Origin of the sequence: Ruminobacter amylophilus, from assembly GCF_900115655.1 — a bacterium.
Taxonomy (GTDB): domain Bacteria; phylum Pseudomonadota; class Gammaproteobacteria; order Enterobacterales; family Succinivibrionaceae; genus Ruminobacter; species Ruminobacter amylophilus.
The window spans coordinates 46287-60237 of the sequence record NZ_FOXF01000010.1; the positions used below are offsets into that span (position 1 = coordinate 46287).

The window sequence follows — 13951 nt, forward strand, 5'->3', positions numbered from 1 at the left end:
AACTGCAGCAACCGGTTTTTCCAAGCTGATAAATAATAAGGGAATGCCATGAAAAAACTGCATTCCCTTCTTTTATTCCCCCTAATATGAAACGGCGTATCAGTACTCTCCGTCTCTATCCAGAATATGCACAAGCTCCCTTACGGCCTTCATACAAGCCTCAAGCTGTTCATCGCTTATAATGAACGGAGGATATATATATATGATATTGCCGAAAGGTCTGAGCCAGACTCCCCTGTCTACAAAGAATTTCTGCATTCTGACGGTATCAACAGGTCGGTTGAGTTCCACCACTCCGCAGGCACCCAGTGATCTTACATCCTTAACCACCCGTTTACATGCCGTCAGCTCTTTCAGTCCGTCATAAAGAAGCTTCTCTATGTGTACAGTCCTTGCACATACGTCCCCGGATAAAAGCAGATCAAGACTGCCGTTCGCTGCGGCACAAGCCAGAGGATTAGCCATGAATGTAGGTCCGTGCATCAGAACCTTTGCAGGAGACGCGCTTATTCCGTCGCGGATTTTGGCCGTAACCGCTACGGCACTGAGAGTCATCATTCCCCCCGTAAGCCCCTTACCGAGAGTCATGATATCAGGTACAATCCCCGCATGGTTGCAGGCAAACATTTTTCCTGTTCTGCCGAATCCTGTGGCTATTTCATCACATATCATGACTATATCGTACCTGTCACACAGTTCTCTCGCCTTTACAAGATACTGAGGATGATAAAAATACATTCCTCCTGCTCCCTGCATTACCGGCTCCAGAATAAATGCGGCAGTCTCCTGATGATGTTCCTTCAGATACAGAGCCAGCGGCTCAATGGCTGAATCATTCCATTCATCATGAAAGGATATCGCCGGCCTCTCAATAAAATACTGTTTCGGAATATAGCTCTGATACTCGGAACTGAATCCGCTTCCAGGATCGGTAACCGACATTGCGGCCATGGTATCTCCGTGATAACCGCCTCGTACAGTCAGAAATCTGGTTCTTTCAGGATGCTTTGCCGACTGATACTGAATAGCCATTTTCAGGGCAATCTCCACGGCTACGGATCCGCTGTCAGCAAGAAATACATAATCAAGTCCCTCCGGCAGCATGGATGTCAGTCTTTTGCATAGAACAGTGGCAGGATCATGTCTGAATCCTGCAAACATGACATGAGACAGTTTGTTTAGCTGATCCGTTATGCAGTCAATCAGATGCTGATTTCCGTATCCGTGACAGCATGCCCACCAGCTCGACATTCCGTCTATAAGCTCCCTGCCGTCATCAAGCCGGAGCAGACATCCTTCGGCACTTACTACATGATAGGTTGGAATCGGACTGTTCAGTGATGTGTACGGATGCCATACATGGTTCTCGTCGAACTCTTTCAGTTCTTTTTCATCATTACTGTTTATATTGTTCATAATTTAATCACTTGTTATACATAAGTATTGAATTTTGCTTAACAGTATACTATCTTGTAAAAAAATTTAAACAGGCACTGATAATACCGCTGTACATTAAACAGGAGAAACCATGACCGAGCTGAGATACGACTGGACAACTGAAGAAATACTGGATTTGTTTAATACTCCTTTTCTGGATCTGGTATTCAGAGCCCAGCAGATTCACCGTGAAAATTTTCCGGCAAATGAGGTTCAGATAAGTTCTCTTCTTTCCATAAAGACCGGCAGTTGCCCTGAAGACTGTAAATACTGTCCTCAGAGTGCACATCACAATACAGGAGTTGAAAAGGAAAAACTTCTTGATCTCGACACCATCAAAACAAGAGCTCAGATGGCACTGGACAGCGGAGCTACGCGTTTCTGCATGGGCGCAGCATGGAGAAACCCTAAAGACAGTGACATGCCGTATCTCAAGGAAATCATCAGAACCGTAAAAGGCATGGGACTTGAAACCTGCATGACTCTGGGGATGCTCACTCCTGAACAGGCAAAGGAGCTGAAGGAAGCAGGTCTTGACTATTACAACCATAACATTGACACCAGTCCGGAATTCTACGACAAGATAATAACCACCAGAACATTTAATGACAGGCTGAAAACTCTGGAACACATTCGCAGTGCAGGCATCAAGATATGCTGCGGAGGCATAGTCGGCATGGGAGAAAGTCTGAGAGACAGAGCCAGTTTTCTGAAATCACTGGCCAATCTAAATCCCCACCCGGAATCAGTACCCATCAATCTTCTGGTCAAGGTAAAAGGAACTCCTCTTGAAAATTCGGATGATGTTGACCCTATTGATTTCATCAAAATGATAGCCGTAGCCAGAATCATAATGCCTACATCCCATGTACGAATGTCAGCAGGAAGAAGCAGTCTCAGTACGGAAGCACAGGCTCTGTGCTTCATGGCCGGAGCAAACTCAATTTTCTATGGATGCAAGCTTCTGACCACACCTAATGCGGAAATGGATTCCGATGAATACCTCATGCACAAACTGGGAATTAAAACCACTCTTAACACGGAAAACAGTACTCCTCATGATGACAGAATTGCCATTTTCAAGGCGCTGCATACCGGCCATTCAGACCATAAATGCTTCAAATTAGAGGAAGAATAGCATGTCTGCAAACAGTGTTCTGAGTCAGACCCTGGTCCAAAATCTCAGCAGACTGAAGGAAAACAGGCTGCACAGGGAACTTATTACCGTTGATAAACGTACATCAGCCACCATCAGTATCAGCGGGAAACAGTACCTAAATTTTGCAGGAAACGACTACCTGGGGCTCAGTACCATGCCTGAAATCTGCGAAGCCCTGAATGAGGGCATCAGACTGTACGGGGCCGGTACCGGAGCCAGCGCCGTGGTTACGGGACACACCAGAGCCCATCACGAGCTTGAAGAATTTCTTAAGGAGATTACCGGCAAGGAAGCTGTAATTCTGTTTAACACTGGGTTTGCCGCCAATCAGACTCTGATTAAGGCCGGCATCAGTCTCAAAACAAATATGGTTCTTGACCGGCTGGTTCATGCTTCCATGCAGGATGCCGTCTTTTCAGCAGAAAAATTCCAGAGATACCGTCACAACGACATGAAGCATGCCGAGGCCATGCTGGAAAAGAACCCCAATTCGATTATTTTTACCGAGGGGGTTTTCAGCATGGACGGTGATATGGCAAATCTCAAACAGCTCGTAACACTATCCAGAAAATATGCTTCCACTCTGGTACTGGATGACGCACACGGTTTCGGAGTACTCGGACAGCACGGTCGCGGAACCCCTGAGCATCAGGGAATATCAATGAAGGATATAGATGTGTATATGGGACCCCTGAGCAAAGCATGCGGACTCAGCGGGGCATTTGTAGCTTCGGACAGGGATTTTGTTGACTACCTGATTAACACGGGGCGTGAATATATCTATTCAACCGCAGCCCCTGCCTTTATCGCTCACGCACTGATAAAATCCCTCGAAATAATCACCGGTCCTAAAGGTAATGAGCTTAGAAAACATCTTTCCGAAATGACGGATTTTTTCCGCAGAAGATTTCATGAAAATCACATCAGTGCCGAACTTCTTGAGTCTTCTTCATCCATCCAGCCGGTAATTATAGGAGACAACAGCAGACTCATTGCCGTAAACGAAAGACTCAGAAATCAAGGCATCCTCTGTGGCGCCATCAGACCTCCTACGGTACCTAAGGGCACTGCCAGACTGCGTATAACCATAACAGCCGCCCACATGGAAGAGGATATTGTGAGACTGACCGAAGCACTTGGAGAAATTTCACAATAATGAAAGAACTGGTTATCAAGCACTTTGACCACGGTGCATCTCAGTATTCAAGACATGCTTTAATTCAGAAGGAAATTGCCCTGAAATTATTAAAGGATACCGTCAGATGTGTTTCCGACACTCAAAAAAACACTGATTCCGACAGTAATTTTCTTTTTAAGAGATGCCTTGATTTAGGATGCGGTCCCGGCGTAAATTATTCTGAACTGAAACAGTATGCGGAATATGTTGTTGGTGCGGATCTGTCACCTGTGATGGTGGAAGAAGCCTTAAAATTGAATATCCCCGGAACCAAATCTTTTGTAGCCGACATGGAACAGCTGCAGTCCGTTCCCGAGATTACAGGATACACCTACGATTTCATATTCTCCTCACTGGCAATGCAGTGGTGCAACATCACCACCGTTTTAAATCAGATAACTGGAATTAAAAAATACAGGGAATACCAGACCGTTGCCCTGTCTTTACCTCTCTGCGGTACCCTGCCTGAACTTCGTTCCGCCCTGAAAAATATCGGAGCAGGAGACAGAACCTATCAGTTCACAGACTTTGAACACGTCTGTACGGCTGCTAGAAAAATACTTGGAAGCAATATAAACGTCAGTAAGCACACTTTTACGGATAAACACAGTAATATCAAGTCGTATCTTGAAGCAATCAGAAGCATAGGAGCGAATACCACTTCACAACATCATTCTCTGAGTAAATCACAATACAGTGATTTGATGTTATACTTGCAGGGACAGTTAACCGAACACGGTTACCTGAGTCATACTTATCCTGTTGTTTTTATTTACGGGACTATATGAGGTTTTTATGAACTACAGTTTTATAGGTGCAATCCTTGCGGGAGCAACCCTGCTATGCTCATTCAACACCGCACAGGCTTTTGATAAGGAAGCTGCAACAAAGCTGCTGAATCCAGACGAAACGAATCAGACAGCAAGTGACGATGCGACATCCGAACAGGATTTTATAGAACGCCAGAAAAATGAATTCTTTGATCAGCAGCCAAAAGAACGAAAAGACGTTGAAGTCAGGCTACCCCAGGAATGCAACCTGATAAGCTATACATCTGACGGCGCATCTTCCCGATACAGATGTAAAGACTATGAAATACTGACTGTTCTGATGTTACCTAATGAAAAGCTGACCACTGAAAAATTTGCAAAAGAACTCAGCTTATTAGAGGAATGCGAGGCACTTCCGGATAATAATCTGGGACTTTCAGTCAGCTGCGACACTCCTGATGGAAAGTACGTCACATACTTTATAGATCTGCCATCAAGATTAACCGAAAATCTTATAACTTCCGTAGATTACAACGATCCGGCAAAGATTGAGGCCATATCAAATGTGTCACACAGTATATATTTCTACATACGACACATAGCCAAAGATCAGGAACAGATCAAATATCTGACGGAGCTGATGAATCAGGCCGCCATGATTAAGGTTGACACTAAATCTGAAAAAGCGGGAAACGATTCTCAAAAACCAGAAAAGTAGACCGTCATTGTGACCTGTCTTCAAGTAAGAAAGTAAGAGCAAAACGGGGAAAAGTCTTCAAAGCTTTTCCCCGTTCCGTTTAGGTAACTTTCTGGTAAACAACTCCGTTACTGAAACGCCGCATTTCCATATCAGACACTTCTTCCGGAATAAACTCGGAACTTCCAAGAATCAGATATCCGCCAGTTTTCAGGCTTCCTTTCAGATGATTCAGTACTTTAATCTTTGTTTCACTGTCAAAATAGATCATTACGTTTCTGCAGAAAATTGCATCACATTTTCCAAGAAACGGCCTGTTTTCAGTGTTCACCAGATTATGATGTCTGAAACTGACCATTGACTTGACTTCATCTGAAATTCTGTATTGAGTGCAGGAATGATCAACGGGAATAAAGAAAGACTTTATGTAACGATCATCCAGTCCCCTTGACAGATCCGTGGCACTGTAAACGCCGTCTCTCGCAAAATTCAGCACAGCCATGGACAGATCTGTTGCAAAAATACGTATTCTGCTGACAGGCAGACCTCTCAAACTGATGCAGTTTGAAAGAATGGACATGGCTATTGAATACGGTTCCTGCCCCCTGGAACATCCGGCACACCAGATTTTTACGTCTTTTGACTTATCTTTGACGCTTGGAATAATGTTCTGAAGTAAGAACTCAAAAGGATATCCGTCACGGAACCACTTGGATTCATGGGTCACCATGGCTTCAATTACTGATTTCTTCATCTGTGCATCATTTGAAATGAGTATCTTGCTTATAAACTCATTCAGATTTTTGCATCCGAAAGCATCAATCAAAGGACTCAGTCTGCTGTTTACCAGATAAGCCCGATTGCTTTTTAAATCAACTCCACTGTTGTTTTTCAGGAAATCACAGAACAAAGCATAGTTTTTCTGCGTTATTCCCAGATATTCATCTTCCATAATTCCTGTAACCAAACTTTTTAACGCGGGCTTCTTCAAATTATTATTTAACCCAGCTGCAAAATCTTATGAAAACTGCAGTTCAGAACTGCTATCTGTCGTAAACAACCATAAGATCCTTTATGGCTTTAGCCAGCTCATCAGGCTTGTATTTAGCCACAAAATTATCAGCCCCGACCTTTTTTACCAGAGACTGATTAAACACACCGCTCAGTGATGTGTGCAGAATAACTTTTATCTGTGCCAGTTCAGGTTCACTTCTAATCTTGGCACTTAATGTATACCCATCCATTTCAGGCATTTCGATATCAGATACTATAAGACCGATCTGGTCTGTCAGAGGACCTTTGGCAGCATATTCCTTAAGGATGTTATATGCTTCAAGACCATTCTTGGCTTTAATAACCTCGTAACCAAGGGAAGTCACGGTCTTCTCAACCTGCTTACGGGCAACGGTAGAGTCATCAGCTATCAGAATCTTGCGTTTAATCGGTTCTTCCCCGCTTTCCTCTGCTATCTGCTGCTGCTTTTCATTGTGAGAAACAGACTCTTCAATAAGCTCCTTGCTTACTTCCATATCATTAGGACAGATAACATCAAGAATCTTCTCAAGATCCAGTATTTCCACAATACCGCCGTCTATTTCAGTTATAGCTGTCAGATAGTTATTTTTTCCCATTCCCTGAGGCGGAGGCATTACCTTGTCCCAGTTGATATTGACGATTCTTTCAACACCGCTTACCAGGAACCCCTGAACGGATCTGCTGAATTCGGCCACGATAACATAGCTTCTGTCAATATCCTGAGTTCGCTTTCCGCCTATGGCATAACTTAAATCGATGACCGAAATGGTCTGACCTCTGATATATGAAACACCTACAACCGACTGATGCAGTTTTGGCATTGACGTTAATTTTGGACACAGCAGAACTTCACGAACCTTGAATACATTTACCCCGAATTTTTCTGTTCTGCCGGCAAGCGAAAACAACAGCAGCTCCAGTCGGTTCTGACCAACTATCTGTGTCAGCTGATTCACTGAATCCAATACACTTGCCATATTCTATCCCCGCAGATGAACTTACTTCGATGTGAATTTCACTCGATACCAAGGTGCCGAGTTTTCTGCCTCTGCACTGCCATACAGAAGATCTGAAGGATCTGGATATATCACATTTACTTACAGAATCATTGTAATCATATTCTGATTTTCATACTTCCGACAGGGCCAATTATAAAAGATTATCTCGACACGTATACCGTCAGAATACAATCCCCAGCAATACAGGACCGGTCACATAAAACACGATTATCAGCTGTACCGGATACTTACACCTCAGTAAAAATTACCGCAGTACAGCCATGTTTTTCGGGAATCTGATCAAGGCATCCCGTACGGACGGCTATTCCACTCCCGTTTTCAAAACTGTCAGCTGACACTACAGTAATAATAATATTAACCTAATAACTGAATAGAAAAAACATCCACATATTCATACTTTGACTTATGCTTGAATGTTTTCACTATTTTCAATTCTCACTCCTTCTTCAGAATCTTCCTCACCATTCTCCTCAATGACATCTTCTTCTGCATAATTGCTCAGTTCTGTTTCAAGCTGATTGTTTCTGAATTTCTCTATACCTTCAACCATCAGCATGGAAGCATCCTCTATCTTACCGGTGGTCTTGCATATGTCTGAAACCTTTTCAGACATATTGCGCACGTGTCCGGTTATATTCTGCAGATTCTTGGACATTTCTGATGAGGTGGCAGACTGTTCTTCGGTGCTGGTAGCTATCAGAGTAATCTGCATGTTTACATTATTAATGTCCACAAGAATGTTATCAAGAACCTTCTGAAGCTCTTCGGCATGAACAGCCAGTTTATCCATCTGCCCCACGGTGGAAATAATAGACTCATTGGCCTGTGTTGCCTTGGCCTGAACCTGATTTATCATTTCACTTATTTCCGTCGTTGACTGTGCCGTACGAGCTGCCAGAGCTCTAACCTCATCAGCAACCACAGCGAAGCCGCGACCGTATTCCCCTGCTCTTGCAGCTTCAATAGCGGCATTAAGAGCCAGCAGATTTGTCTGACTGGCAATATCCTGAATGGTGGATATTACACTGCCTATAACCTTGGTCTGTTCACTGAGTGAAACAATTATTTCCGCATCTTCCTTAGTCTTGCGACTGTGTTCCCTGATTCCGTCAACTGTCTGATGAACAACTTCCAGACCGTTTGTTGCCACCTTACAGGTCATTTCAGACTTATTCACAGCCTGACTGCAGTTATTTGCAATATCCACGGATGTCGCCACCATTTCCTCAGCTGCGGCACTGACCGTAATAACCTGTGAGAGAAGATCTTCACTTGAGGTGTTAATGTTATAACTTGCACCTTTAAGTTCACTGGAAGCATCTGACAGATTTGACGCCTGATCGTACATACTTTCTGACAAGGTGCTGAGATTGGTTGCCAGATTATTGATATTATCGGCAATCAGGGTAATTTCATCATTGTTGTCATCCTGAATTCTTACCTGGAAATTACCATTGAGCATCTCCTTTGATGCTTCAACAAGTCTGTTGATTCGTTCTGAAATCATGAAGGACAGAGTAAAAATAACCACTGAAATCAGAATTATTTCCAGAATTACAACAGCAATACTGAACTTAAAATTCCCCATGAAGCCGTCAGTCTTGATGGAATGAACATAATCAATCTGATCATCTATCATAAACTTAATCTGAGAAGTAACGTTTCCGGCCTTATCAACCATGGCATCGTATTTGTTTCTCAGCTCATTTACCCGTTCATCACCGGTAGCCTCCAGATGAAAAGCCTCCTTGGCGGACACATCGAATTCATTAATGGCGGCCAGAAGCGCATCTCTGTCTTTTTCATCAATCTGATTATTCAGCCCGGCAACAATTCCGTCCAGCTTTTCCTTGGTATTATCGTAAGAAGACTCTTTTTCGACTCCAAGCATGACACCATTGGTGATTTCATACAAATAGACAAAATTGCTTCTAACCTCACTCAGCTCCCGCATGTTCGGGAAAACCTCTGTCTTGATACGATCTATACGACCTATATTATTATGATTGGCCAGCATGAAAGGAGTACTCAGGGCTACAATCAGAACAACAACAAGAAATGTGATAACCTTGAAATAAAATATCAAAGAATTTTTTCTTCCATCAGACATAGTACAGCTCCGGAATTTTCCAGCAATCGTCACACGGATTTATTGACTTCAGTGCTCAGACTGCAGTTTGTCTGTATATCACTCATACCTGTCATATCAGAAACAAAAACGAACCGCAGTTTCAAAAAGAAAAAATATGACAGACTATCGATACATTAACACCTATACTAAAATGATATAACCTTGACGTTTTTTTTAGTACTGACGTTCCCTTAAGTTTCTACAGATCTCTCAAATCTTCTTTATCTCATTTTATGATTATTTATATACATCACAATTCATCATTAAAATAAACGCAATCATGTAACAAAAACTCGGCAATTTTTTCCTGTCACACAACATAACTATCAGAATAGTTTTTTAACCTTAAAAATTACAACCATCACTGTTTCCTCTTTTTTTCCAGATGAATCCACAGGATCACCAAACCAAACATTCTTCATTATCTGTGATTTTTGCTCTTTTTTTACTTTTTGCCAAAATGAATCACTACTAACTTATTGTATAATCACTGCAAACTGATATAATACGAGCAACTCCTCATAGTTAAATGGATATAATAAACCCCTCCTAAGGGTTAGTTATAGGTTCGATTCCTATTGGGGAGGCCATCCTTTTCAAAACAGCAGCTGACTTTATTAAGATATTTTTCAGTCATTTCCCATTCAATACAGTACGAAGAACTTCTCTGTTTTTCCCAAACACTCTTTAACGTTTTTTACATTTACACATAAAAACATTTGAACCAGATCATCTTTTTGCAGTTTTATACCTTTAACGCCCTCAATTTTAAGGTATAAGAAATTCTGTGGTTTACATAATTTTTTAATTTTAGTTAATAAACAGGACTCATTAACAGTTGACAGAACATTCTTCTGTTTGAGGGTCATAACAGGTATACAATATGAATTATAAATATTTAGCACTTTCCGCCATTGCGGGACTGGTAATCACAGGCTGCGCCTCTACCGGTACCAGTTCTCCTGCGGCAAACGGGGTAAAGGATAACAACGGACTGCTTATCGCTGAATCAGAGCCGACACTGCAGACCACCACTGTAGCCAAAAATCTTCCTCAGTGGCCTTATGAACGTTCCAAATTAACCTATAAGCTTGTGAACAAGGATCTTGTAACAATTTCACAGGATGTCAGTCAGTGGAAACAGATCATTGAAGAAATTCTCACTCAGAAACTGGCTGCAAAAGGCTTAACCAAGGTTGATGCCGGAGCATCCTCAAATCTCACCATCAGTTACGGTATTCTCACAAAATCAGAAAGTAACGATAATGCCGAACTGATGTTCGATTCCCTCGGTCTTACCGTAGGGGGAACATCTCACGGTGTAAACAATTCCATTGACATTGTCATCCAGGACAACAGAAGCGGTCGTGAAATCTGGTCCGGTGCCGCAAGCACTCTCACTGACAAACCTCTGGTAACAGAAACACAGAAACGCAGAGCTGTAAACAGCGTTCTGGAATCCCTTACCCGTAAACTTCCAATGGCTCAATAGAAAACAACGGCACAGTCCGTCTGCAGATAAAACGAAAATCCCTGTATTTCGATTTTGTACGAACCAGAAACTTAAAATATCAATTTTCTGTTTTGTACCGGAACAACAGGGATTTTTTATTTCAGATAAAAGAGTAATTTAAGAAGCCGTCTGTTCTGAATCATCCGGAACAAAACTCATAGCAGTTTCAAGAACCTTAAGATCAGCCCCTTCCTTATAGTGATTCATTGCGATGTACTGTCTGTACTGTCTGCTGTTGGGACAGTTATTGAACATTCCCAGAAAATGACGTGAAATATGTTTTAACGCACCTCCCTGAGACAGATAATTTTCAATGTAAGGATAACAGGCTCTGATGCACTCCTTGCGGGAAAGCTTCCTTGTCTGTTTTTCCCCGAAAATCAGCTCATCAGCATCAGCAAGCATGTAAGGATTCTGATATATAGCTCTCCCCATCATTACTCCGTCAACATGTTCAAGGTGTTTCAGGGCATCATTTAACGAATTGATATTCCCATTAATGGACAGATGCAGCTGGGGAAAATCTTTTTTCAATGCATAAACTCTCTCATAATCAAGAGGAGGCTTATCCCTGTTTTCCTTTGGACTCATTCCTTTTAAAAAAGCCATGCGTGCATGAAGAGTAACACCGTCAACGCCTGCCTGAATCATTTTATCCAGAAACGAATGTATATAATCGTAGCTGTTCAGTTCATCTACTCCGAGTCTGGTTTTTACGGTAACAGGAATATCAACAGCATCTTTCATGGCTTTGATACAGTCACACACAAGTTCAGGTGAACGCATAAGCACAGCCCCGAACGAACCGTTCTGTACCCGGTCGGACGGACACCCCACGTTCAAATTTATTTCATCGTATCCGCGATCTTTCCCTTTTCTGGCACAGATCGCCAGGTGTTCGGGATTCGCACCGCCGAGCTGCAGTGATACGGGGTGTTCTTCCTGATTATATGCAAGATAATCTCCTTTACCGTATATTATCGCTCCGGTGGTAACCAGTTCGGTATACAGAAGCATATTCTTTGAAAGAATTCTGCATAAATAACGAAAATGCCGGTCCGTAAGGTCCAGCATTGGCGCAAGTGATAGTTTTGAATAATCTTTTGTTGTCATAAAAAGTAAAATCAGTCAGCAACCGGGTCTACTTTTTAACTTCGACGTTCTTTTCTTTCTCAGTTGCCTGTTTCTGCTGCAAATGTTCTTCGTTTATCTTGTGTATCTCATTCTTTACCCAGGTATAGGCACTGTTAACCTGATTGTCGCTCAGGCTTGCAGCTGCTTTGTTCTTCACCACAGAAGCTTCGCTCATGCTCAGTCTTATCTGCTCGATATCGCCATATCTTTTAGCCCACCAGATATAAAACTCAGCGTACTTGTAGGCATTGGCATCATTACCAAGGGTAAGGTACATTTTAGCAAGATCCAGGGAGTACTGATAGTCTTTGTTTTCAACCAGACCTGCATAAATGTCCTTGGCATACCGGTGATCATCCTGAGAATTTGTACCAAAGCTGAGGGTCTGAGCCAGCTGAACCTTGCAGCTGACACCTCCATTCTGCTCTTCATAACTGATACAGTCTCTGAAAAGCTCCATTGCCTTATCTCTGCTTCTTTCCACACCAAGTCCGTTCCAATACAGTATGGCAAGATATCTGCTGGCGGTAACCACTCCGCCGTCAACAGCCTGTTCCAGATATTTTTTAGCAAGCCCCCAGTCTCTAGGAGCTCCTTTTCCCTTAAGGTATATATATCCGAGATATTCCGCCGCCTCGGCACTGCCCTTTTCCGCCTCATACTCACACTGCTGAACGGCGACATCATAATGAGCATGCTTCATTGCTTCTTCACAGCTTTCGCCTCCGGAAAGCTCAGCAGCATATACAGAACCTGATGACACCAGTCCGAAACAAACGGCCATGGATAAGAAAAATTTATTCATATGAGTAATCTCCAGAAAAATGCTTTCTGATTATACAATTGTCACATTATTCAAATATGTGAATTATTTCTAAATCCTGCAAACATATTTTGACTACGCACACATGTGTACACATACCCCGCTGAATATAGATAATCATTCAGTTTTCTTATCATTCGAGGCAGCAGTTTCCGTATTTTCAGTCGCCTCATTTTCAATCAGAGCGTCAATGTCGGTCGGATTTTTTTCACGAAATACCGCAGGATAAACCGCATCATGATCAGACCACAGTCCGGTTCCATTTGAATGAGCATCTCTTTCGAGACGAAGATACATTGAATCCTTGTTGTTTCGGTCTGACCATGCCAGTCCCTTGCGGATCATTTCACGGTTAGCATTCTGTTTTTTGTGGTAAAGTTCCCCCAGAATAGCACCGTCTCTGTTTCCTTTGATTTTTACGCTAATCTTATCGTCATATATAAGATCCTTTAAATATTCCTTGGCTTCCGGACCATACGGCTGACCAAGTTCAGGAGCCTCTATATCTGCCATTTTTATGAGATGTTTCTGATCCTTTGAATCAACACAATGAAACAGATTACCGTTCAGTACGGCAGTCACCACGCATGTCACGTACCTGTTGTGTTCCGTCGGTCTTGCTTCAGCCTGAGTGAAAAACAGAAAAAAAGAAGCACATACCACGGCAATATATTTTTCAATTTTCATATCAGTCCCCGCGTATCAGTGAATTCCGGATATCATGAAAACCGGAATAATATTCAATAATTGTTATAGCTATTACAATATCACGGGAACAGAAAAAAAACATTCATCCGGACAACAGAATCCGAATATGACCACAATTTGTTTTATGAACAAAGTAACTGAGAAAGAAAAAGTTTGATGACTCCGACAAGTGAGTCTGGTACCAGAAGAGGGACTTGAACCCTCACGATATCACTACCGGCGGATTTTGAATCCGCTGCGTCTACCAATTCCGCCATTCTGGCAAATGACAGTAGTTATGATACATTATTTTTTTATATGTGCAAGCTTTATTATAAAATTAGACGAATTTGCCGACAAAACAGTCAA

12 protein-coding genes and 2 tRNA genes are annotated in these 13951 nt (G+C 42.4%); 6 read left to right on the top strand and 8 right to left on the bottom strand.

Annotation, left to right across the window (positions count from 1 at the left end):
- Positions 1-99 precede the first annotated feature (99 nt).
- Positions 100-1416: an adenosylmethionine--8-amino-7-oxononanoate transaminase gene (bioA, locus tag BMY80_RS04280; RefSeq protein WP_093141231.1), complete on the bottom strand. Its 1317-nt coding sequence runs from the start codon at positions 1414-1416 to the stop codon at positions 100-102.
- A 112-nt stretch (positions 1417-1528) separates the two neighbouring features.
- Between bioA and bioB the strand changes: the two genes are divergently transcribed.
- From bioB to BMY80_RS04300, 4 genes are read left to right on the top strand one after another with little or no spacing between them, the layout of a single operon-like run.
- On the top strand, positions 1529-2575 hold the full coding sequence (gene bioB / locus BMY80_RS04285) for a biotin synthase BioB (protein ID WP_093141233.1): 1047 nt from the start codon (positions 1529-1531) through the stop codon (positions 2573-2575).
- Position 2576: 1 nt separating this feature from the next.
- Positions 2577-3752 carry an aminotransferase class I/II-fold pyridoxal phosphate-dependent enzyme gene (locus tag BMY80_RS04290; RefSeq protein ID WP_093141236.1) on the top strand — a complete coding sequence of 392 codons (1176 nt, stop codon included), beginning with the start codon at positions 2577-2579 and terminating at the stop codon, positions 3750-3752.
- Positions 3752-4561: a methyltransferase domain-containing protein gene (locus BMY80_RS04295; RefSeq protein WP_093141239.1), complete on the top strand. Its 810-nt coding sequence runs from the start codon at positions 3752-3754 to the stop codon at positions 4559-4561. The genes BMY80_RS04290 and BMY80_RS04295 overlap by 1 nt, the downstream gene beginning before the upstream one ends.
- A 7-nt stretch (positions 4562-4568) precedes the next feature.
- Entirely contained in the window at positions 4569-5261 is a 693-nt protein-coding gene (locus tag BMY80_RS04300) for a hypothetical protein (protein ID WP_093141241.1), read from the top strand.
- Positions 5262-5340: 79 nt separating this feature from the next.
- Here BMY80_RS04300 and BMY80_RS04305 read toward each other — a convergent pair whose 3' ends face one another.
- The 3 genes from BMY80_RS04305 to BMY80_RS04315 form a co-directional block, all read right to left on the bottom strand.
- The gene (locus BMY80_RS04305; RefSeq protein ID WP_093141243.1) at positions 5341-6192 is read right to left on the bottom strand and encodes a CheR family methyltransferase; all 852 of its coding nucleotides are present in this window, start codon (positions 6190-6192) and stop codon (positions 5341-5343) included.
- A gap of 91 nt (positions 6193-6283) precedes the next feature.
- Complete coding sequence (locus tag BMY80_RS04310) at positions 6284-7252, bottom strand: chemotaxis protein (RefSeq protein ID WP_093141246.1); 969 nt, start codon at positions 7250-7252, stop codon at positions 6284-6286.
- 445 nt (positions 7253-7697) lie between these two features.
- Positions 7698-9404 (bottom strand): methyl-accepting chemotaxis protein, encoded by a 1707-nt coding sequence (locus tag BMY80_RS04315; protein ID WP_093141247.1) that lies wholly within the window; start codon positions 9402-9404, stop codon positions 7698-7700.
- Between the two features lie 536 nt (positions 9405-9940).
- Here BMY80_RS04315 and BMY80_RS04320 point away from each other — a divergent pair.
- Positions 9941-10015 (top strand) — tRNA-Arg (locus BMY80_RS04320).
- Positions 10016-10308: 293 nt separating this feature from the next.
- On the top strand, positions 10309-10917 hold the full coding sequence (locus BMY80_RS04330; protein WP_093141252.1) for a DUF4136 domain-containing protein: 609 nt from the start codon (positions 10309-10311) through the stop codon (positions 10915-10917).
- 138 nt (positions 10918-11055) lie between these two features.
- Here the strand turns inward: BMY80_RS04330 and dusA are convergent, their stop codons facing one another.
- The 4 genes from dusA to BMY80_RS04350 form a co-directional block, all read right to left on the bottom strand.
- Positions 11056-12051: a tRNA dihydrouridine(20/20a) synthase DusA gene (gene dusA, locus BMY80_RS04335; protein ID WP_093141255.1), complete on the bottom strand. Its 996-nt coding sequence runs from the start codon at positions 12049-12051 to the stop codon at positions 11056-11058.
- A 28-nt stretch (positions 12052-12079) separates the two neighbouring features.
- Entirely contained in the window at positions 12080-12877 is a 798-nt protein-coding gene (locus BMY80_RS04340) for a tetratricopeptide repeat protein (RefSeq protein ID WP_031579150.1), read from the bottom strand.
- A gap of 135 nt (positions 12878-13012) precedes the next feature.
- On the bottom strand, positions 13013-13582 hold the full coding sequence (locus BMY80_RS04345; RefSeq protein ID WP_093141257.1) for a thermonuclease family protein: 570 nt from the start codon (positions 13580-13582) through the stop codon (positions 13013-13015).
- 197 nt (positions 13583-13779) lie between these two features.
- Positions 13780-13866, bottom strand: a tRNA-Leu gene (locus tag BMY80_RS04350).
- Between the last annotated feature and the right edge of the window lie 85 nt (positions 13867-13951).

Bases quoted from the DNA above. Each gene is read 5' to 3' on its own strand.
- bioA (WP_093141231.1), bottom strand. From the start codon at position 1,416: ATGAACAATATAAACAGTAATGATGAAAAAGAACTGAAAGAGTTCGAC.
- bioB (WP_093141233.1), top strand. From the start codon at position 1,529: ATGACCGAGCTGAGATACGACTGGACAACTGAAGAAATACTGGATTTG.
- BMY80_RS04290 (WP_093141236.1), top strand. From the start codon at position 2,577: ATGTCTGCAAACAGTGTTCTGAGTCAGACCCTGGTCCAAAATCTCAGC.
- BMY80_RS04295 (WP_093141239.1), top strand. From the start codon at position 3,752: ATGAAAGAACTGGTTATCAAGCACTTTGACCACGGTGCATCTCAGTAT.
- BMY80_RS04300 (WP_093141241.1), top strand. From the start codon at position 4,569: ATGAACTACAGTTTTATAGGTGCAATCCTTGCGGGAGCAACCCTGCTA.
- BMY80_RS04305 (WP_093141243.1), bottom strand. From the start codon at position 6,192: ATGGAAGATGAATATCTGGGAATAACGCAGAAAAACTATGCTTTGTTC.
- BMY80_RS04310 (WP_093141246.1), bottom strand. From the start codon at position 7,252: ATGGCAAGTGTATTGGATTCAGTGAATCAGCTGACACAGATAGTTGGT.
- BMY80_RS04315 (WP_093141247.1), bottom strand. From the start codon at position 9,404: ATGTCTGATGGAAGAAAAAATTCTTTGATATTTTATTTCAAGGTTATC.
- BMY80_RS04330 (WP_093141252.1), top strand. From the start codon at position 10,309: ATGAATTATAAATATTTAGCACTTTCCGCCATTGCGGGACTGGTAATC.
- dusA (WP_093141255.1), bottom strand. From the start codon at position 12,051: ATGACAACAAAAGATTATTCAAAACTATCACTTGCGCCAATGCTGGAC.
- BMY80_RS04340 (WP_031579150.1), bottom strand. From the start codon at position 12,877: ATGAATAAATTTTTCTTATCCATGGCCGTTTGTTTCGGACTGGTGTCA.
- BMY80_RS04345 (WP_093141257.1), bottom strand. From the start codon at position 13,582: ATGAAAATTGAAAAATATATTGCCGTGGTATGTGCTTCTTTTTTTCTG.